Genomic DNA, 19376 nt, shown 5'->3' with positions numbered 1-19376 from the left:
TCCCGGCCGTCCGGCTGCCCGCCGCCGCATCAGTCCGGCACGTCCTCGGCGGTCAGCGCCGCGGGCTGCCCGCGGCGCAGCGACTCGTAGGCGGCCAGCACGATCCGCAGGCTGCGCAGTCCGGCCTCGCCGTCCGGGCGCGGGCGGCGGCCCGTGCGGCAGGCGTCCAGGAACTCGTCCAGCAGCGCCGCGTCCAGGTCGTCGCCGCCCGGCTCCCAGCGGCTCTGACGGGCCGTCTCGTCGAAGCCGCCGAGCAGCCGGGGGAAGGCGTCGAACTCCACGATGCCGTGCTCGGCGACGCAGGTGAGGGTCAGGCCGCCCCATGTGGGGTGGTGCGCGGGCTGGCTCCAGCTGCAGTCGACGGCGGCCGTGACACCGCTCGGGTAGCGGACGGTGACCAGCCCCGCCGTCTCCACGTCGAGGCCGAGTTCGGCGTCGAGGACGGTGTTGGCCTGCGCGTACACCTCCGCCGCCTGCTCGCCGCCGAGCAGGACGTCCATCAGGTCCGCGATGTGCACGGTGTGGTCCATCACCGCGCCGCCGCCCGCCAGTTCCCGGTCGCCGAACCAGGGCTGCGAACGGGCCGGATTCCAGCCGTTGTTGGTGCCGTGCACAGCGATCAGCCGCCCGAGGCGGGCGTCCGCCAGGGCGTCGCGCAGCGCGGTGAACGCCGGGGCGAACCGCACCGGGTACGCCGTCATGAGGCTCACCCCGGCCCGGGCGCAGGCGGCGACGACGGCCCGCGCGTCGGCCTCCGTCGTGGCGAGCGGCTTCTCGCACAGCACATGCGCCCCCGCGGCCGCGGCCCGCTCCACCAGTTCCCGGTGCCGGGAGTTCTCGCTCGTGATCACGGCCGCGTCGAGCGGGGCCGCGAACACCTCGTCGAGCGTCGCGGCGTACGGCACTCCGAGCCGCCCGGCCAGGGCGGGCCCGCGGTCGGGAGCGCCCGGCGGGGCGTCCGGGTCGGCGGTGACGAGCTCGACGTCGGCGTGGTCGCGCAGCAGGGCGATGTACGTGGCCGCGTGGACATGGGCGAAGGACAGGACGGCGACTCTCACGCTACGGTCTCCTCGGTTCCTTCGAAGGACTCCTCGATCGGGACGGCACGGCCGGTCCTGGCGGACTCGGCCGCCGCCTCGGCGATACGGACGGCCGCCACCCCGTCGGCCGCCCCGACCCGGGGTTCGGGTCCCCGGCCGGTGTACGCGGCGGCGAACTCCCTGATCTGCGTGGTGTACGGCGACTCGCCGAAGTCGCCGGCGGGGATGCCGGCGGCCGGTCCGCCGCCTCCGCCGAGGATCCGCAGCCCGGGCGCGGCCAGCGAGTCGTGGCTGACGGTTCCGCCGGTGCCGGCGAGGTGGAACGTCGTACGGAACGGGGTGTCCTCGGGTGCCCACACGCCCACGATCTGTGAGATCGTCCCGCTCGCGTGGGTGAGGACGGCTGTGCCGGCCGCGACGGCCCCCATCGGCGCGGGGGCCGTCACGTGTCCCGCCGTGTGCGCGTGCACCCGGACGACTTCGCCGAACAGCCAGCGTGCGATGTCGTAGTCGTGGATCATCTGGTCGACCAGGATCCCGCCCGACCGCGCAGGGTCGGCGAACCAGGGACTCCAGGTCGGGTAGCGCCCGGTGCGGGTGAACCGGGCCACTGCCACCCGGCCGAGCGCGCCGCCCGCGACCAGGCCGCGCAGCCGGGCGTACGCCGGGAAGAAACGGACCACGTGGCCCGGATAGAGCCGTACGCCCGCCGCTGCCGCGGCCCGGGCGACGTGCGCGGCGTCGGCGGCGGTCAGCGCGAGGGGTTTCTCGCACAGCACATGCGCTCCTGCGGCGACGGCGGCCAGACAGATCTCCCGGTGGGTGTCGGTCGGCGTGCACACGTCGACCACGGTCGCGCCCGCGACCGCCTCCTCCCGCGACGCGACTGCGGTGGCCCCGAACTCCCTTGCCAGAAGGGGCGCTTGGCCATCCGGGGCGTATACGCGGACCCGGGCGCCGAGCGCGGTCCAGGCGGGCAGATGGGTACGGGCGATCCCGCCCGCGCCGATCAGCGCCACCTCGAGTTCTGCCATCGGTGTGCCTCCTGAGGCGAAGTCGGTCAGCCCTTGAGGGCGCCGCTGAGGACGCCGTTGATGAAGTGCCGCTGGAAGAAGAGGTAGACGGCGACGACCGGGGCGATCACGATGAGCGTCGCCGCCGCGAGCAGCGGGACGTCGACGTCGTACTGGCCGGTGAAGAAGCCGAGCCCGGCCGGGGCGGTGCGGCGGGAGGGGTCCTGGATCAGGATCAGCGGAAGCAGGAACTGGTTCCAGCTCCACACGAAGTACAGGACACCCAGGGTGGTCACGGCCGGACGGGAGTTGGGCAGCAGCACCCGCCAGAGCACCGACCACGACGACGCCCCGTCCAGCCGGGCCGCCTCGATCAGGGTGCGGGGCATGGTCAGGAAGTGCGCCCGCATCCAGAACACGCCGAACGGCATGAAGGCCGCGATCTCCGCCAGCGCCAGACCCGGCACGGTGTCGGTCAGTCCGAGCGCCCGCAGGTCGTAGTAGAGCGGGATGACGGTGACCTCCGTCGGGATGGCGAGCCCGAGCAGCAGATAGCCGTAGAACGCGCCGCCGCCGGGGACGTCCATCGTGGCCAGCGCGTAGCCGGCGAGCGTCGCGCACACCACGGCGGCCGGGACGACGGCCAGCGCGATCACCGTGCTGGAGCGCAGCAGCGGCCCGAAGCCGGCCGCGGACCAGGCGTGGACGAAGTTCTCCAGATGGATGCCGTCCGTGGGCAGCGCCAGGCCGGTCAGCGGTGTCCCGGCGGGCTGCACCGAGGCCAGCAGCAGCGACAGGAACGGTACGAGGACGGCGGCGCAGAACACCACGAGCACCGCCGGCGCGGCGACACGGGTCGTCACGGGGCCTCCCGGGCAAGCCGGTTGACCACCAGCACGGCGGCCGAGATCACCAGGGTCAGGACCACCGCCAGCGCGCTCGCCAGGCCCACCTGACCGCCGCCGAACGCCAGCCGGTAGATGAGGACGCCGGGCACGACCGTGCTGTTGCCCGGGCCGCCGCCGGTGGTGATGTAGATCAGGTCGAAGCTGGACAGCGCGGCGATGACGGTGATGGACAGGGCGACCGCGATCTCCGGCCGCAGCAGCGGCACCGTGACCGACCAGAACTCCCTTACCGGGCCCGCTCCGTCCATCCGCGCGGCCTCGTAGATCTCCCGGTCGATGCGCTGCGTCCCCGACAGGAACAGCACCATGCACAGTCCCGCGACGACCCAGGTGCCGATCAGCCCGACCGCGGGCAGCGCCCAGGTGAAACTGCCGAGCCAGGAGTCCGCGAGCGAGCCCAGCCCCACCGCGCGCAGCAGCTGGTTGAGGGTGCCGTCGTCCGCGTACACCCAGCGCCAGATCACCGCGACCGCGACCAGCGGGATCACCTGTGGCAGGAACAGCAGGGTGCGGACGGCCGTGGTGCCGCGCCGGCCCGGCCGGCGGGCGACGATCGCGGCCGCCACCAGACCCAGGCAGATCGGCAGCCCGGAGAAGAACACGATCAGCGCTCCCGCGTGCCAGGCAGCCGCGCGCAGCTGTGGATCGGTGAGCACCCGGCGGTAGTTGGCGGCGCCGACGAAGGACGGCAGGGTCACCCCGTCCCAGTCGAACAGCGACAGGTACGCGGTGTGCAGCGCGGGAGCGACGGCGAACAGCGTGTAGGGCAGGACGGCGGGGAGGAGGTACAGCAGCGCGACACCGCGCCGCCGCCGACGCACGGCCCGCGCGCGGCCGGGTGCCCCGCTCGGGCGGACCTCGGCCGCGCCGGCCGGGGCCGGGCCGGCGCGGCGGTGGGTGGTCGCGGTCATGTGTGGTACTGGTCGAAGTCGGCCTGCAGGGCGGCGAGGAACTTCTCCACGGAGACCTTTCCGCCCGCCAGCAGCTGGAGTTGGGTGGTGAGGGTGTCGGGCATGGTCGGGGTGGAGGCGTTCTGGATGAACGGCTCGAGGCCGTCGTCCTTGACGATGGTCTGCCAGCCGGTGGCGACATCGCCGAGCAGACCGGTCTGGGCGGGCATCGCGGAGGCGTCCGGGGCCATGAAGCCGCCCTTCGCGGTGACGGCGGCGGCCTCGCTCGTGGCGCAGAAGTCGAGGAAGGCGGCGGCCGCCGCGGCGTTCCTGGTCTTGCTGGACACGCAGTAGTAGACGCCGGCGCCCGTGGTGCGCAGGGCGCCTCCCGCGGTGACCGGAGGCATCGGGAACAGGCCCGCGTTCGCGCCCTGGCCCTTGGCGACCGCGGCCGCCGCCCAGTTGCCGCTGATGCGGAACACTCCCTCGCCCTTGGCGAAGGCCGCCGTGGCGTCGTTGTCGCTGACACCGTTGACCTTGGGGGTCACATACCCCATGTCCACCCAGTGCTTGAGGGTGGTCGCGGCCGTGACGGCCTCCGGCCCGGTGATCTTCGCGCCCTTGTGCCCGAACGCCCACGCCTGCCGGTCGGCGGGCTTGAGGTAGGCCGAAAGGAGCACGTTGAAGGGGTGGTTGAGGCCGCCGTCGAGGTTGCCCGCGACGAGCGCGGTCTCCCCGGCGGCCTTGGCCAGGGAGAACAGCTTCTCCAACTCGCCGACGGTGGCGGGCGGAACACCGATCCCGAGCTTCTTCACCTTGCTCTTGTTGTAGTAGACGCCTTCGTACGACAGCCCGCCCGGCACTCCGTAGAGCGCCCCGGTGCCGGTCGTCCTGCCGTCCGCGGAGAAGGTGATCTGGTCGAGTCCGGGGAAGGTGTCCGGCCAGCCGTAGGCGGTGGAGTAGCGGCCCATGTCCAGCAGGAGTCCGCCCTTGACCAGGTTCTGCATGCCGGAGACGAACTGGGCGATGTCCGGCGCGGACTGGGCGGACATCGTGGTGTTGACGCTCTTGAGGTAGTCGTCCCAGCCGGTGTACCGGCGCTTGAAAGAGATGTTGGGGTACTTGGCGTGGAAGGCCGCGAGCAGGCCCGGTGTCATGGTCGTGTCGTCGGCGTCGGCGACGACGAGGGTGATCTTCCCGGTGGGCACGGTGGTGGACACCGGACCGGAGGCGCTGGGCTGCGCCGACGATTTGGCGCCCGGCGTCAGGCTGCTGCCGCACGCGGTCAGCAGTGGGGAGCCCACGGCGAGCGCGGCGGCGGCCGAGGTGAGGAGCGTACGTCTGGACAGGTGGCCGGAGGCGGGGGCGGGAGAGGTGGGGCGCATGGCGTTCTCCAGGGGCGGTGGAGACGGGTGCAGGGATCGCCGGGTGGGGCCGGGCCGGTGGCGTGGGCAGGGCAGGGCGAAGGGGGAGGCATCCACGCTTTTTAATAACGCAGTTGCGTTATATAATCAGCAAGGCGGCTGAGCCCGTCAAGAGAGGGCGAAAAGAGAAGGCGAGGAGGACGCTTTGGCAGTCCCGGACACAGCGCACACGGCGACCGAGCCGGAGCCGGCCGTCTGGCCGCTCAGCGGCGCGGAGCAGCCGGGCGCCCCGGCCGTCGTGGGCGTGGCGGACCTGCGGGTCACCAACGCGGCGGCCGTCCTCGCGGTCGTCCGCTCGGCCGACCCGCATCCCCGGCTGTCCGAGCTCGTCACCGCGACCAGCCTTTCCCGCCCCACCGTCGAGGCGATCGCCGAGGAACTGGTCGACAGCGGACTCGTCGAGGTCGTCCCCGCCGTGCCCACCCGGGGCCGCCGCTCACCCGGCCGGCCCGCGCGCAGCTTCAGCTTCCGCCCGCACGCGGGACACGTCGTCGGCGTGGACGTCCGCCCCCGCTCGGTCACGGCCCGCCTGGCCGACCTGGACGGCACCCCGGTCGCCGTGCGCCGCACAGCGGTACGCGCGGACGTGAGCGGCGCGGCGCGCGCCGAGGCCGTCACCAGGGCCGCGCTGGGTGCGATGGCCGACGCCGGCGTGGATCCGGCCCGGGTCTGGGCGGCGACCATCGGCACGCCCGGTCTGGTCGACCGCCTCAACACCCGCGTGCGGCAGGCCGACAACCTGGGCTCCTGGGCCCGCACGGACGTCGTCGGGATCGTACGGGAGGCCCTGGGCTGTCCGGTCGCGGTGGAGAACGACGCGAACCTGGCCTGTCTCGGGGAGCGGTGGCGCGGCGCGGGCGCGGACGGCACCAGCGACGACATGGTCTTCGTCCTGCTCGGCGAACGCCTCGGCGCCGGTGTCATCACCGGGGGCCGGCTGCTGCGCGGACATCACGGAGCGGCCGGCGAGATCGGCTTCATCCGGTTCCCGCAGGCCGTGGGCGCCCCCGCGGAGCGGCCGCCCGGCCTGGAGCCGCTGTCCGCCGCGGTCGTCTCGGGCGTCGCGGCGGGCGAGCGGGACGCGGTCGCCGAGGTCGAGGCGTACGGCCGGCGGCTCGCGGAGGGGATCGCGCCGGTGCTGCTCGCCCTGAACCCGGCGCAGGTCGTGCTCGGCACCGGCCAGTTCCCCTCGGGCGCGAGCGCCCCCGCCGCCGCGACTCTGCTCGCCGCGGCACGCGAACACGCGGAGGGCCTGCTGGTCGACCCTCCGCACTGGGAACTCTCCGCCCTCGCCGACGACGCGGTCCTGACGGGGGCGGTGCACTTCGCGCTGTCGTCCGTGGAAGTGGTGCTGCGCACCCGGCCGACGAGCCTCGCCTCACAGAAAACATGACGGAGCGTGGTGCCGCCCGACGGACGGCACCACGCACGGGTGTCAGCGGTAGCAGGTGGTGACGCCCGGCCGCCAGGGACAGGCGAGCGCGGCGAAGCCGCCGTTGGCCACGACATCGACACTCAGCGTGTCGCCGCCGCGCAGCACCTGCCGGTCCTGCACCAGGCCGTCGGCGCCGTCCCGGATCGTCTCGACGAGCCACTTCCCCGCCCCGAGCGACAGCGGCACCTCGGCCGTACGGGCCGCGCCGGCGTACACCCCGCCCAGGAACCAGCGGGCACCGCTGCGCCGGGCGAGCACCGCCTCCTGGCCGGGCTGTCCGGCGAGCAGCCGGGTGTCGTCCCAGGCCGCGGGGACCTGGTCGAAGTAGGCCCGGGCGAGCGGCCGTGCGTCGTACGACTCCGGGGTGCCGGCGAACATCTGCAGTCCCGACTCGTAGGCGACGGTGAGCCCCACCTCGGCCGCGTCGGAGTTGGGACGCAGGCCGACCCGCTGGAAGGCGCCCGGGGTGAAGTCCATGGCACCGATGACGTTGCGGGTGAACGGCAGCGTGGTGAGGTGGGCGGCGGTGTTGGTCCGCTTCTCCTCGCCGCCGACGCCCTCCAGGCTCATGACCTGCGGCCAGGTGCGCTGGATGCCCTTGGGGATGGTGGAGCCGTGGAAGTCGACCATGAGGTGGTGGGCGGCGGTCTCCGGGAGGATGGTGTCGTACCACTGGAGCATGGACTGCGCCTCGGAGTTCATGAAGTCGATCTTGACGCCCTTGATGCCCCACCGCTCCAGGGTGGGCAGCCACTGGGCGCGTTCCTCGGGTGTGTCGAGGTCGCGCTGATGGATCCAGACGATGATCCCGACGCCCTTGGCGCGCGCGTACTGGACGAGTTCCGGCATCCAGCTGTTGGTCTGCCAGTCGGGATCGGTGACGTCCCACTCGTCCTTCTTGAAGTACCAGCCCGAGTCGACGGCCTCGTAGGGCCAGCCCCGTTCGGCGGCGTAGTCGACGTACGCCTTCTGCGCCGCCAGGCTCTGACCGGCCGCGCGCCCGCCCGCGAGCCAGGTCCACAGCACGGTGCCGGGCCGGATCCAGGAGGAGTCGGCGACCTTGGACGCGGGGGCGAGGTCGTCGGTGAAGGTGGACCGGGTGACGGTGGCGAGGTCGCCGGTGACCATGGCCCGCCAGGGGGTGGCGAGACGGCCGTCGGTGTGGACCCGCTCGTCGGCGAGCTGGATGCGGTAGCTGCCGCTGCCCTGGGTGTGGTCGAGCCGGGCGCCGGAGTAGGCGCCGGTCAGGTCGGACTCGGCGAGCAGGGTGTAGCCGCCGGGGGTGGCGAAGAGCGCCTGGTCGGAGTAGGCGGCAGTGGGAGCGGTCGCGGCGGTGTACTGGGCGAACTGGCCTTCGTTGTCGACCCGGTAGGTGCTGAGCCAGGCGCTCGCGTCCGCCGGCAGGTTGAAGGCGGAGGCCTCGCCGAGTACGTCGCCGGACCCGGCGGGCAGGACGTAACGGTAGGCGACGCCGTCGGCGGAGGCGCGCACCACGAGGTCCAGCCGGGCGCCCGCGGCGGTGGCGAACGACAGCCGGGTCTCCCTCATGTGGACCGTGCGGTCCAGGCGCTTTCCGGACTTCGCCCGGTAACGCTCGTCCACCGTACGGTCCTTGCGGTGCACGAAGCGCAACCCCTGGGACAGGTCGGCCTGGTCGGTGACGATGCCGACGGGCGACGGCTCGATGACCGTACGGCCGTCGCGGGTCACCGCGAGGTTCAGCGTGCCGGTGGTGTCGTCCAGGGATATCCGTGCCCGGGGTGCGTGGGCCGCCGCCGAGACGGCCCATTCCCGCTGGTGCTGTTGTTCGGCCCCCGCGGGTACGGTCGTGAGAAGTGTGGCCACCAGCCCGGCGCAGAGCGAGGCGACCGCGGTCCTGATCGGAACCGCCATGGGAACCCTCCTTGTCGTGGGATCCGGAGTCGTGGCATCCGGACGGATGGTCGTTACGGCAGTCCCCAGGCCGCGCCCGGTTCGCCGACGGCGACGGGCGCGACGACGAGGTCGGGCCGGGCACCCGAGTGGACGAGCACCTCACGGCCCCGGGGCAGGTCGACGGCGAGCGTGCCGTCGCCCAGGTCGTGGGTACGGGCGGGCGTGCCGTCGTCCAGCAGTACGGTGAGCCGGCCGCTGAGGCCGTGCCGGAGCCTGAGCGGTTCGCCCGCCAGGCTCCTGATCCGGATGAACCGCGTCACCCCCTCCTTGCGGACGGCGCTGACCAGGAAGGCGCCCTGGGCGCGGAAGTCGTGCAGGGTGACGTCCGCCCACTCGGACGGGACCGCAGGGAAGACCCGGATCACGCCGCCCCAGCTCTGGCAGAACATGTCGTACAGCGACTGCGAGGCGGACAGCGGCGTCTCGATGACCGGACCGGCCTCGGTGTAGTGGGTGTTGGCCTGGCAGGGGTAGCGGGTGGTGGGGTCGAAGAACTTCCGCAGGTAGCCGATCGCGGTGTCGCCGTCGCCGGTCATCGCGTAGATGGAGGCGGCGCCGGTGTAGCTGTAGCCGCGGTGGGCGCCGGTCAGCGCGTGCCAGTGGGCGACGGACTTCGCGATCAGGTCGCGGTTCTCCGGCTGGTCCCAGTTGACCAGGTACAGCGGGTACACCATCAGCATGTGCGAGTAGTGCCGGTGGGACTGCGCGTACGGGGTGTCGGCGCCGATCATGAAACCGTTGTCGTCGACCGGGTACGGCGTGAGCCGGGCCAGCACCTCGCGCCAGTGGGGGGCCGACTCGTCGTCCACGCCCAGCAGTTCGGCGGACTCGAGGAGGGTCTGGCAGCCCCAGCGGATGAGCGCGAGGTCGTAGTTGGTGTCCTGCGGCGGCACGACCGGGTACTCGGGCGACAGCGTGCTCGGCAGGTGCAGTTTCCCGTCGCTGCCGGGGGTGAGGAAGTGCAGGTAGTAGTTGATCGCCCGGCGCAGCACCGGGTAGACCGTGTCGCGCAGCAGGGACCGGTCCATGGAGTGCCGGTAGGACAGCCACACGTTGTGCAGGGCCCAGGTGAGGTCGCCGGTCTCCGCGCCGGTGCCCGGGCGGCCCACCTCCCGGTTGGCGAACATGTCCGAGCTGCGGCCGATACCGGAGCTGTCCGCGCGGTAGGCGGCGGGCACGTTGGCGATCAGCTGTTCCTGGCTCTGCCGCAGGGTGGTGGCGAGCGCGTCGAGCTCCGGGTGGTTGGAGCCGTGGATGAGCCAGTACTCCAGCTGGATGTTGAGGTTCCACCACACCGCGGGCCACGGCGTCGGCTCCAGCCACGGACCGGAGGTGGCCATCACGGGGCCGTCGGCGCGGCTGGCGGAGGCGACCTTGTAGAGCTGGATCCAGTGGAAGCTCTGCAGCCGCTGGTCGGGGAACGACACGAAGCTCTTCGGGTAGAACGCGTGCCACCAGCGGGTGTGGCGCCGTCTGAGGGCGGCGTACGACCCGGCGCGCCGGAGGTGGCGCAGCGAGTCGGCCTCTGCGGCGGTGTCCGAGGGCGAGCTGTGTCCGACGCTCAGCAGCAGTTCGGCGCCGGTGCGGCGGTACGCGGTCGCGGTCTGCCCGCCGCCGGTGAGGGGCTGGAGCACCTGCTCGGTGCCGTCGGCGCCGGTCTTGGTGGTCCAGGGCGGGTTGGCGGTGTAGCCGGCGGGCGGCGCCTCGCTGATCTTGCGGGGGCTGATGGCCTCCTCGGGGTGGAACGTCCAGACGACCTGCTCACCGCCGTCGGCCGTGGCGCGGACCGCCAGGACCTCGTCGTGGATGAGCGCGGCGAGGGTGAGGGTGCCGGCGGTGGTGGTCACGGTGCCGGTCAACTCGGCGTTCCACAGACTCAGCCGCCAGTCCACTGCGGTGATGGTGCCGACCGGTTCGAGCGTGAGGTGCCCGACCGGCAGTCTGCAGGTGCCCCAGCCGCTGCCGAACTCGGGCCGGTGGTCCTGGACCCGGCCGTGCTGCACGGTGAAGCGGATCTGGTTGGCGCCCGGCTCCTGGTAGACCATGCTGCCGAGCAGCCCGTCGCCGAGGAACGGCCCCTCGTACCAGCGGGTGGGCAGCCTGCTCCACAGGAGGTCCTGCCCGCGCAGGAACCTGTCCCAGGCGCGGTCCGTGGTCATGGTGTCGCGCAGTTTCCAGGGGCGTCCGCCGCCTGACGTCGTCGGAGCGGCGGGCGCGGTCGTCCCGGCGGGTGAGGCGGCGGCCTCGACGGGCAGGGCGGCGGCGGCCGCTCCGCCCAGAGCGGTGCCCAGTACGGCTCTGCGGGGCATGGGTGAGCGCTTCCCCGACTGCGAGGTCATCTCGTCCTCCAGACCTAACGGGCCATCAATACATCGGGTGTATCCGGGACCGTAGGCATCGTTCGTATACCTGTCAATGGTTCAGGTCCTTGACTCCTCCGATGTATTGGGGTTGCCTGCTGGTATGTACCTGGCATGTTCCTGACTCCCTCCCGTAACGGAAAGGAACACCCGATGAACCGGAGAACCGTGTTACGCGCCGGGGCCGGTCTGCTGGCGGGCGGCGCCGTGGCGTCGCTGCCGACGCCGGCCCTGTCGGCCCCGGCCGCCGACCCGACCGACGGCTGGACGCAGACCTCGTTCACATACAGCTGGCAGAAGCCCTGGAACCTCGACCTCGCCGACCGGCACAGCTACAGCGGCGGCGTCCACCGCATGTGGGTGTACGACACCGACGAGCCGTTCGAGGAGGGCAGCTCCACCGACCCGCGGACCGAGATGCGGTGGAAGGTCGACTACACGACCGGCAACCGCATGTGGGACGCCGACGTCTACCTGCCGTCCGGCACCGACGGCGCGTCCTTCGTCCAGATCCTGCGCAGTGTGCACCCCTCGGGCACCCCGGCCACCGACATCATGCTCAACGTGTACGACACCGGCGGCGGCACCGTACGGCGCTACGACGGCACGGTGCTCAAGACCGACGCGTTCGACACCTGGTTCAACGTGAAGATCGCCCACCAGGCGACCAGCGGGACCGGCACCGTCAAGGTCTACTTCGACGACTCCCTCGTCCTGACGGTCGCCGACCGGGGCCCCGCGACCCGCTACTTCAAGAACGGCGTCTACAACCACGGCTCCGGCCGCGCCGAGGCGCGTTTCCGCAACATCGCCTACTGGACCCGCTGACCCCCCGCGTAACTCGCTGGGTCCGCGCGCCCCCGGCCGGTACCGTGCGAGGCAGGACCGAGGGGGTGGGCCGGTGCGGCCGATACTGTTCGTGGATGTGGACGGACCTCTGAACCCGTACGCCGCCAAGCCGCACCGGCGGCCCGCGGGCTACGGGACCCACCGGCTGCTGACGCCGCGCTGGGAGGCCGCCGAACGGCGTCGGCTGACCCTCCGGGGAATGCCGGACAAACCGGTGCGGCCGCTGAGGGTGTGGCTCAACCCGGACCACGGGCCGGCGCTGGCCGCGCTCCCCTTCGACCTGGTCTGGGCCACCACGTGGGAGGAAGAGGCCAACACCTACATCGCGCCGGTGCTGGGACTGCCCCCGTTGCCCTTCGTCCCGTGGCGGGTGCCGCGGCCGGAGCCCGGGGGCGGTGTGTTCTGGAAGACGCCGGAGGTCGTCGCCCGGGCGAAGGGGCGCGCGTTCGCCTGGGTCGACGACGAGATCACCGACGCGGACCGAACCTGGGCGCAGACACACCACGACGGCCCCGCCCTGCTGCACCGCGTCGACCCCCGACGCGGCCTCGCCGACGACGATTTCACGACACTGACGGAATGGGCGTCCACCCTGGACCGACCCGGAACAGACGAAGCCGGCGGTGAGCCGCCGCGACGGGCCAGGACCGCCCGCGCCGAGGACCGTCCCACCGCACCCGGCAGGCCGACGCCGGACCGGTGACGGCCGGCGCTCGGGGGATATCCCCCGTTCCGGTGCTGGGGTGCGCCGGATCGTGCCCCTTCGAGGGGCGAAACTAGCGTTCAGGCATGACTTCGACTCTGCGAAAGCACCTCGCCATGGCACTCGGGGTCGCCACGCTGCTCGCCGCCGGGGCGGGCACCGCCGTTGCCCAGCCCGCCGGTTCCCGCCCCGCGACGCAGTTGCGCCAGGACACCGAGGCGATCCACGCCCTCGGGGTCAGCGGTGTGCAGGCCCGCGTGACGGCGCCCGACGGTCGGCAGTCGGTGGCCACCAGCGGCACCGCCGACCTGGACACCGGCCGCCCGGTCCCTTCCGACGGCTACTTCCGCATGGCCAGCACGGCCAAGACCCTGGTCGCCACCGTCGTCCTCCAACTGGAGGCCGAGGGAAGGCTGTCCGTGGACGACACGGTCGACCAGTGGCTGCCGGGAGTGGTGAGGGGCAACGGCAACGACGGCAGCCGTATCACCGTCCGCCAACTGCTCCGGCACACCAGCGGCATCCACGACGACCTGCCCGGATACACCACGCCTGCGGAGTACCACCAGCAGCGCCACGACGTCTACGGCCCCGAGCAGCTGGTTGCCCGCGCCATGGCCCACCCGCCGGACTTCCCGCCCGGCGAGGGCTGGGCTTACTCCAACTCGGGCTACGTACTGCTCGGCATGATCATCCAGCGGGCGACCGGTCACCCTGCCCACCAGGAGATCGAAGACCGCGTCCTGCGCCCGCTCGGCCTCGACCGGACCCGGTGGACCGGCACCTCCGCCGCTCTGCCCCGGCCGCACGCCCAGGCCTACCAACTCTTCGGCCCCGGCTCCCTGGTGGACGTCACCGATCAAATCCCGGTCGACCACGAGACCGCGTTCGCCACGACCACGCGGGATGAGAACCGCCTGTTCCGCGCGCTGCTCGCGGGCCGCCTGCTCCCGCCGCGGCAGCTCGCCGAGATGAAGCGGACCGTCCCCGTGAGCGCGGACGTCCAGCAGTGGTGGCCCGGCGGCCGCTACGGGCTCGGCCTGGCCGAACGCCCCCTGACCTGCGGAGGAACCTACTGGAGTCACGAGGGCGGGGACGGTGGCTACATCACCCTCAACGGTGTCACCGACGACGGACGGCGAAGCGCCGTGGTCTCCATGTCCGAGGCACGCGGCGACACCCCGGAGCACATCCTGGCCCAGGAGAACGCGGCCAGCGCCCTGATCGACCACGCACTGTGCGCCGGGAGCCCCGGCACCCCGTGACCGGAGCCGGCGTCGCGGCGGCACGGCTGGATGGCCCCGGTGACTCTGCTCGCGGCTTTCGGGGAAAGCCTCAGCCACGGCTTATTGGTGCGATAGCGCCATGTTCCGCTCAACGGAACAGCAATCGACACTCGTCTCCCGGCCCGTCAGCCTGCCTGACATGGACAGAAACAGAAAACGAAACGAATCCCGCACGGAAGAACGGAGTACAGCCATGCCCTTACGGCGCAGGCTGGTGGCACTCGTCAGCGCGGTATTCGCGGTGCTGGCCATCGGCTGGGCCGCCGGAGCGCCCGCGCAGGCCGTGGGCTTCGCCCCGATCAACGTCTGGAACGGGAACCACTGTCTCGACAACGCCACCGAGAACGCCTCGAAGCTCCAGATGTGGAACTGCACCGGCGGTCCCGAGCAGAGGTGGCTCTCAGTGGACAACAGCCAGACCAGCCTGTTCACCTTCACCAACCAGAACACAGGACGGTGCATCACCGCGCCCTCCTCGGGGACGGGCACGGTCACGATGGCGGTCTGCGACGCGGCCGCGACCAACCAGCAGTGGCGCGTCTTCTTCGCGGACAACCCCCTCGGGCCGCCCTCCGGCTGGTATGACGTCTGGCAGAACGCGTCCAGCGGGTTCTGCCTGTACACGACCACGGTGGCGAACGGCAACCTCATCCGGACGGCACCCTGCACCGCCGCGAGCCTGAACCAACGTTGGCACCTGCAGTAACCACCACAGCCCCAACGGCCGGCTCCCTCCTGACGGGAGCCGGCTTCGGCCGCTTCAAGGCAGGCGGATCCTGGCGATGACCTGCCGCTGATCGCCTACGACCGATGAGCCACATCGGAACCACTCGTCCAGAGGCTGGTGCTGGTGCTGTGGCCCCCCGTCCACCGCCGGAGCTTCTCGGGGTTGCGTACGGCCCAGATGTGCGTGATCCGGTCGTCTGCGATGCCGAACGCGTACACGGTCACGATGACGCCGTCCCGCTGGGCGACCAGGCCGGGCCGTCCGTTGACGGTTCGCTCCAGGATCCTCAAGCCGGCCAGCCTGCCGACGAGATCGACGAGGCCGCGCGCCAGCTGCTCGGCGTCCTCGACCGGGCGGCGCACGGTGGTGGCGAGGCCGCCGCCGTCGCCGGTGGCCGTGACATCCGGATCGAGGAGACCGATGAGGGCGTCGATGTCCTTGGCTTCCCAGGCCTGTTTGAAGTTCCTGACGATGACGGCCTGTTGGGCGTTCGGAGGCGCGGGTGTCCGCGAGACGCGGATGCGCCGGCGGGCCGATGAGGCCAGCTTGCGGCAGGCCGCCGGTGTGCGGCCGACGATGTCGGCGACTTCGGCGAAGGGGTAGCGGAAGACGTCGTGGAGGATGAAGGCGACGCGTTCGGCCGGGGTCATCGATTCGAGTACGACGAGGAAGGCCATGTCGATCGACTCGTCGAGGGTGACGCGGTCCGCCGGGTCGACGGTGGTTCCGCCGGCCTGCGTGCCCGACCACTCCACGGGTGCGGGCAGCGGCTCGGGAATCCAGGCGCCGACGTAGTTCTCCCGCCGGGCTCGTGCCGAGCCGAGCACGTTGAGGCAGATACGGCCGGCGACCTTGGTCAGCCAGGCACCGGGGGATTCGACGGCTTGCCGCTGCTGCGGGGACAGGGTGTACCAGCGGGCGTAGGTCTCCTGCACGGCATCCTCGGCTTCGGCGAGGGAGCCGAGGAGCCGGTAGGCGAGGTGGGTCAGCTGACGCCGCTCGCTCATGATCGCGTCGAGGTTCGGGTCGGGTCGGCCGTGTCCCGGCTCGGATGGGGTGGTCATGGTGTCCCGGCTCCCTCGGTCGCGTCCGTCCTCACCGGTCCGACAGGACAGCGCCTGCGAATGTGAGGCCGGCGTCCGCCTCACATTCCGAGCGTCTGTGCTGTCGGACCGGTGAGACACCATGCAGTACACAGGAAGGAAGACCTCGCCATGTCCACGCAAGCGACGACCGGCACGACGACGGAACAGGACGGCGTCCAGTCGCGTCTGCCCGACCTCACCCGGCTCTTCCCCGAGCTGGCGAAACTCTCCGGAGCGGTGCGTAACGCCGTCCGGAACGGGCCGGTTCCGCAGACCACCATCAGCCTGATGCTGCTGCGCGCCGCGCAGATCGTCGGCAGCACCTACCACGCCGTCTCGTCGACCGACAACCTCCGCAAGGCCGGGGAGACCGAGCAGCGCATCACCGCCGTGGCGACATGGCAGGACGCCCCCTGCTTCAACGATGCCGAACGGGTCGCGCTGGAGCTCGTGGAGGCGGTTCTCACGCCCAACCCGTTCGGGGAGCGCGTCTCCGACGAGCTGTTCGCCAGGGCGTCCGTCCTCTACGACGACGAGGCGATCTGGACGCTCACCATGGCGATCGGCCACTTCTGCCTGTTCGTCCCGGTCGCTCTCATCGGCAAGCCGATCCCCGGTAGGCCCATCGGGAAGAACTACAGCAGGTGACGCCGAGGAGCAGGCTGCGCTTCTCGGTGACCGACGGGGAGCGCACCGTCCAGAAGAAGGCCGGCCCGCGGGTCAGTCGAATTCCTCGACGTACTCCTGCGGCGGCCCCAGCTCGGGGTGCTCCCGCAACTCCAGTGTCCCGCCGAGCCGTTCCAGTTCGAGGACCGTCACGGTGTTGTCGCCCGCGCGCAGCAGGGGCGCCGGGCAGTACAGGGTGACCTGCGGCCCGATGTCCCGGTACCGGCCGAGCAGGAACCCGTTGACCCAGAGGAGGCCGCGGCTCGATCCCGGCAGGGCGAGGAAGGTGTCCGCGGGCGTTCCGACGTGGAACCTCGCGACACCGAACCCGGCCCGGGTGTTCGCCGGACCGGCGGAGACCGCCTCGGCCAGCTCCCCGGAGGACCACTCCTGCAGCGCCACCGGAGAGCTGTCCCAGCCCTGCACGATGCGCCGGTCGACGAGGACGGGACCGAGCAGCCCCTTGTGCCCGCCGATGCCCGGCCCGTAGTTCACCCGCCCGAGGTTCTCCACCAGGATCTCCAGCCGCACCACGTCGCCGGTTCCCTGGACGCGGAGCTCCGGGGCGTCGGGGTCGGCGACACCGAGCAGGGTGCCGTCGGCGAACACCACGGCCCGGTCGCGCACGTCGGTGAGGGTGAGCCGGTGCTCGCCCGCCGGGATGCGCGGGCGCGCGGTGTGCAGGACCATGCCGGCGTCGAGACCGAGCTGCTCGAAGGAGGCGGGGCGCGGGGCGGTCACGGTCGGGGCCGGTACCGCGCGCAGGCCGGGGAGCAGGTCGGCGTGGTGCACCAAGGGGACCTGCGCCGGGGGGAGGGTCGGCAGCCGTACGGGGGAGCGGAGCGGGCCGTGCGCGCCGAGGGCCTCGCGGACGGCGAAGAACTTGGCGGTGAGGCTGCCGTCCTCGGCGACCGGCGCGTCGGAGTCGTAGCTCGTGACGACCGGGTGCAGCCGGCCCCCGTCCTCGTTTGCGCCCGCCCAGAGGCCGAAGTTGGTGCCGCCGTGCGCCATGTAGACGCTCACGCTGCCGCCGTCGGCGAGGATGCCGCGCAGGGTGCCGACCGCGCTGTCCACCCCCCGTACGTGGTGCCGCTTGCCCCAGTGGTCGAACCAGCCGTTCCAGAACTCGGCCACCAGGAAGGGTTCCTCCGGGCGCCGCTCGGCCAGGAGCCTGCGGGCCGCCTCGGGCTTGGAGCCCAGAGTGACGGCGGTGAGGGTGCCGGGCAGGGTGCCGCCGTCGAGCATGAGTTCGGTGGGGCCGTCGGCCGTGAACAGCAGTTCCCGGATGCCCCGCGCGGTCAGCGCCTCGCGGTTCCAGCGCAGGTAGGCCCGGTCGTCGCCGAAGCTGCCGAACTCGTTCTCCACCTGCACCGCCACGACCGGCCCGCCCTCCGCGGTCTGCAGTGCCGCCAGGCGCGGGACCAGTTCGTCGAACCAGCGGCCGACGGGGGAGGTGAACGCCGGATCCGAGCTGCGCAGCGCGACGTCCCGGCCGGTGAGCCAGCTCGGCAGGCCGCCGCCCGACCACTCCGCGCAGATGTACGGGCCGGGCCGGACGATGACGTCGAGTCCCTCCTCGCCCACCGTGCGGATGAACCGCTCGATGTCCCGCCAGCCGTCGAAGCGCGGCGGCTCGTCCGCGCGGGGCTGGTGGAAGTTCCACGCCACGTAGGTGTCGACCGTGTTGAGGCCGAGGTCGGCGAGCCGGCGGATCCGGTCCCGCCAGAGCTCGGGGTGGACCCGGAAGTAGTGCAGTGCTCCGGACAGGATCCGATGGCGGACGCCGTGCCGGTACAGCCGGCCCCCGTGCCAGGAGAGCGCGCCGACGGCGTCGGTCGGGGTGTGGGCCGGGGAGATGTGGGTCGTGCTCCGCTCAGTCACCGGCTGAGCGTATGTTATCGATGCCACGTGTAACAAGACGGATAGGATCAGCTACCGGACGACATCGCGGGCAGGCCGCGGGAGAGGGAGCGCGCCATGACCGAGGGCACCGCGAGAACGAGGCAGCCGAGCATGGCCGACGTGGCCCGCACCGCCGGGGTGTCGGCGCAGACCGTGTCACGCGCGCTCCGCGGCTCGCCGAACGTCAACCCCGAGACCAGGCGGCGTGTCCTCGCCGCCGTGGAACAGACCGGCTACCGGTTCAACAGCGCCGCCCGGGCCCTGTCCTCCGGCCGCAGCCACACCATCGGCCTGGTGCTGCTGGCCTCCGGCGGGTACTACTCGCGCTCGGCGGTGACCGCCGGCGTGGAGGCCGCCGCCGGCGAGGCCGGGTACGCGGTGAACATCGCGACCATCGCCGCGCTCGACACCGGCATGATGGAAGGGGCCCTGGCCAAACTCGCCGACCAGGGCGTCGACGGCTTCGTCATCGCCGTACCGCTGATCTCCGTGACGCGGAAGATGGAGGACATCACCCGCGACATCCCGACCGTCACCCTCGACGGCTCGCGGACTGCGGGCGCCCGGGTGCTCGGGATCGACCAGCGGGAGGCCGGCCGGGTCGCCACCCGGCACCTGCTCGACCTGGGGCACCGGCAGGTCTGGCACATCTCCGGCCCCGACGAGTGGATCGAGGCCCGCAGGCGGCGCCAGGGGTGGCAGGAGTGCCTGGCCGCGGCCGGCATCGAGGCGCCGCCGCCGCTGGAGGGCGACTGGTCGCCCGACTCGGGATACCGGCAGGGACAGATCATCGCGATGATCCCGGAGGTCACCGCGGTCTTCGTGGCCAGCGACGAGATGGCGTTCGGGGTGATCCGCGCACTGCGCGAGCGCGGCCGCTCGGTGCCCGAGGACGTGTCCATCGTCAGCGTCGACGACATCGCTCTGGCCGCCTACTGCCACCCGGCGCTGACGACCGTACGGCAGGACTTCTACCGCTACGGCGCGGCGGCCGTCGCGCTGCTGCTGCACGGCGACGAGGCCGGCACCGACGCGGCCGCGGCCACCGCTTCCCTGTCGGTCCGCGCCTCCACGGCCCCGCCCCGCCCCGCCTGACCCCGGGCACCCGCCCACGGAAAGCAGCGCCGCCGATCCCGGAGCCGGAGCGGTCCCG

The 19376-nt window shown here is 72.2% G+C and carries 16 protein-coding genes; 7 read left to right on the top strand and 9 right to left on the bottom strand.

The genetic code is table 11. From position 1 onward, the window contains the following. Positions 1-29: 29 nt before the first annotated feature. Genes ABT057_RS05140 through ABT057_RS05120 form a run of 5 tightly spaced genes read right to left on the bottom strand, consistent with a single transcriptional unit; the run spans position 30 to position 5236 of the window. Positions 30-1058 carry a Gfo/Idh/MocA family protein gene (locus ABT057_RS05140; protein WP_352341073.1) on the bottom strand — a complete coding sequence of 343 codons (1029 nt, stop codon included), beginning with the start codon at positions 1056-1058 and terminating at the stop codon, positions 30-32. Continuing rightward, entirely contained in the window at positions 1055-2074 is a 1020-nt protein-coding gene (locus ABT057_RS05135; protein WP_352341072.1) for a Gfo/Idh/MocA family protein, read from the bottom strand. Before ABT057_RS05135 ends, ABT057_RS05140 begins: the two co-directional genes overlap by 4 nt. 26 nt (positions 2075-2100) lie before the next feature. After that, positions 2101-2916, bottom strand: a complete 816-nt coding sequence (locus tag ABT057_RS05130) for a carbohydrate ABC transporter permease (RefSeq protein ID WP_352341071.1) — start codon at positions 2914-2916, stop codon at positions 2101-2103. Continuing rightward, the gene (locus tag ABT057_RS05125; RefSeq protein ID WP_352341070.1) at positions 2913-3872 is read right to left on the bottom strand and encodes a carbohydrate ABC transporter permease; all 960 of its coding nucleotides are present in this window, start codon (positions 3870-3872) and stop codon (positions 2913-2915) included. Before ABT057_RS05125 ends, ABT057_RS05130 begins: the two co-directional genes overlap by 4 nt. Further along, positions 3869-5236: an ABC transporter substrate-binding protein gene (locus tag ABT057_RS05120; RefSeq protein ID WP_352341069.1), complete on the bottom strand. Its 1368-nt coding sequence runs from the start codon at positions 5234-5236 to the stop codon at positions 3869-3871. Before ABT057_RS05120 ends, ABT057_RS05125 begins: the two co-directional genes overlap by 4 nt. 184 nt (positions 5237-5420) lie before the next feature. Between ABT057_RS05120 and ABT057_RS05115 the strand changes: the two genes are divergently transcribed. Then, complete coding sequence (locus ABT057_RS05115) at positions 5421-6668, top strand: ROK family transcriptional regulator (protein WP_352341068.1); 1248 nt, start codon at positions 5421-5423, stop codon at positions 6666-6668. A gap of 42 nt (positions 6669-6710) precedes the next feature. Here ABT057_RS05115 and ABT057_RS05110 read toward each other — a convergent pair whose 3' ends face one another. Beyond that, on the bottom strand, positions 6711-8603 hold the full coding sequence (locus ABT057_RS05110; protein WP_352341067.1) for a glycoside hydrolase family 97 protein: 1893 nt from the start codon (positions 8601-8603) through the stop codon (positions 6711-6713). A gap of 53 nt (positions 8604-8656) precedes the next feature. After that, positions 8657-10984: a glycosyl hydrolase family 95 catalytic domain-containing protein gene (locus tag ABT057_RS05105; protein ID WP_352341066.1), complete on the bottom strand. Its 2328-nt coding sequence runs from the start codon at positions 10982-10984 to the stop codon at positions 8657-8659. A gap of 174 nt (positions 10985-11158) precedes the next feature. Between ABT057_RS05105 and ABT057_RS05100 the strand changes: the two genes are divergently transcribed. The 4 genes from ABT057_RS05100 (at position 11159) to ABT057_RS05085 (ending at position 14549) form a co-directional block, all read left to right on the top strand. Then, complete coding sequence (locus ABT057_RS05100) at positions 11159-11833, top strand: polysaccharide lyase family 7 protein (RefSeq protein ID WP_352341065.1); 675 nt, start codon at positions 11159-11161, stop codon at positions 11831-11833. A gap of 82 nt (positions 11834-11915) precedes the next feature. After that, complete coding sequence (locus ABT057_RS05095; protein WP_502973791.1) at positions 11916-12557, top strand: HAD domain-containing protein; 642 nt, start codon at positions 11916-11918, stop codon at positions 12555-12557. Positions 12558-12643: 86 nt separating this feature from the next. Next, a complete protein-coding gene (locus ABT057_RS05090) occupies positions 12644-13822 on the top strand; it encodes a serine hydrolase domain-containing protein (RefSeq protein ID WP_352341064.1) in 1179 nt (392 codons plus the stop codon). Between the two features lie 214 nt (positions 13823-14036). Beyond that, on the top strand, positions 14037-14549 hold the full coding sequence (locus ABT057_RS05085) for an RICIN domain-containing protein (protein WP_352341063.1): 513 nt from the start codon (positions 14037-14039) through the stop codon (positions 14547-14549). Positions 14550-14644: 95 nt separating this feature from the next. Here the strand turns inward: ABT057_RS05085 and sigJ are convergent, their stop codons facing one another. After that, positions 14645-15634 carry an RNA polymerase sigma factor SigJ gene (sigJ, locus tag ABT057_RS05080; protein WP_352341062.1) on the bottom strand — a complete coding sequence of 330 codons (990 nt, stop codon included), beginning with the start codon at positions 15632-15634 and terminating at the stop codon, positions 14645-14647. Between the two features lie 150 nt (positions 15635-15784). Here sigJ and ABT057_RS05075 point away from each other — a divergent pair, with 150 nt between their 5' ends. Then, the gene (locus ABT057_RS05075; protein WP_352341061.1) at positions 15785-16303 is read left to right on the top strand and encodes a carboxymuconolactone decarboxylase family protein; all 519 of its coding nucleotides are present in this window, start codon (positions 15785-15787) and stop codon (positions 16301-16303) included. Between the two features lie 72 nt (positions 16304-16375). Here the strand turns inward: ABT057_RS05075 and ABT057_RS05070 are convergent, their stop codons facing one another. Then, complete coding sequence (locus ABT057_RS05070; protein ID WP_352341060.1) at positions 16376-18202, bottom strand: glycoside hydrolase family 35 protein; 1827 nt, start codon at positions 18200-18202, stop codon at positions 16376-16378. Between the two features lie 96 nt (positions 18203-18298). Between ABT057_RS05070 and ABT057_RS05065 the strand changes: the two genes are divergently transcribed. Then, positions 18299-19318 carry a LacI family DNA-binding transcriptional regulator gene (locus ABT057_RS05065; protein ID WP_352341059.1) on the top strand — a complete coding sequence of 340 codons (1020 nt, stop codon included), beginning with the start codon at positions 18299-18301 and terminating at the stop codon, positions 19316-19318. Positions 19319-19376: the final 58 nt, after the last annotated feature.

It is taken from the genome of Streptomyces sp. NPDC002588 (assembly GCF_040295925.1).
In the GTDB taxonomy this organism is placed as follows: domain Bacteria; phylum Actinomycetota; class Actinomycetes; order Streptomycetales; family Streptomycetaceae; genus Streptomyces.
This window is presented reverse-complemented; position numbering and strand designations above follow the sequence as displayed.

Excerpts from the sequence above, each read along its gene's own strand:
- ABT057_RS05135 (WP_352341072.1), bottom strand. The coding sequence starts at position 2,074 with ATGGCAGAACTCGAGGTGGCGCTGATCGGCGCGGGCGGGATCGCCCGT.
- ABT057_RS05125 (WP_352341070.1), bottom strand. The coding sequence starts at position 3,872 with ATGACCGCGACCACCCACCGCCGCGCCGGCCCGGCCCCGGCCGGCGCG.
- ABT057_RS05120 (WP_352341069.1), bottom strand. The coding sequence starts at position 5,236 with ATGCGCCCCACCTCTCCCGCCCCCGCCTCCGGCCACCTGTCCAGACGT.
- ABT057_RS05110 (WP_352341067.1), bottom strand. The coding sequence starts at position 8,603 with ATGGCGGTTCCGATCAGGACCGCGGTCGCCTCGCTCTGCGCCGGGCTG.
- ABT057_RS05105 (WP_352341066.1), bottom strand. The coding sequence starts at position 10,984 with ATGACCTCGCAGTCGGGGAAGCGCTCACCCATGCCCCGCAGAGCCGTA.
- ABT057_RS05100 (WP_352341065.1), top strand. The coding sequence starts at position 11,159 with ATGAACCGGAGAACCGTGTTACGCGCCGGGGCCGGTCTGCTGGCGGGC.
- ABT057_RS05090 (WP_352341064.1), top strand. The coding sequence starts at position 12,644 with ATGACTTCGACTCTGCGAAAGCACCTCGCCATGGCACTCGGGGTCGCC.
- ABT057_RS05085 (WP_352341063.1), top strand. The coding sequence starts at position 14,037 with ATGCCCTTACGGCGCAGGCTGGTGGCACTCGTCAGCGCGGTATTCGCG.
- sigJ (WP_352341062.1), bottom strand. The coding sequence starts at position 15,634 with ATGACCACCCCATCCGAGCCGGGACACGGCCGACCCGACCCGAACCTC.
- ABT057_RS05075 (WP_352341061.1), top strand. The coding sequence starts at position 15,785 with ATGTCCACGCAAGCGACGACCGGCACGACGACGGAACAGGACGGCGTC.
- ABT057_RS05065 (WP_352341059.1), top strand. The coding sequence starts at position 18,299 with ATGACCGAGGGCACCGCGAGAACGAGGCAGCCGAGCATGGCCGACGTG.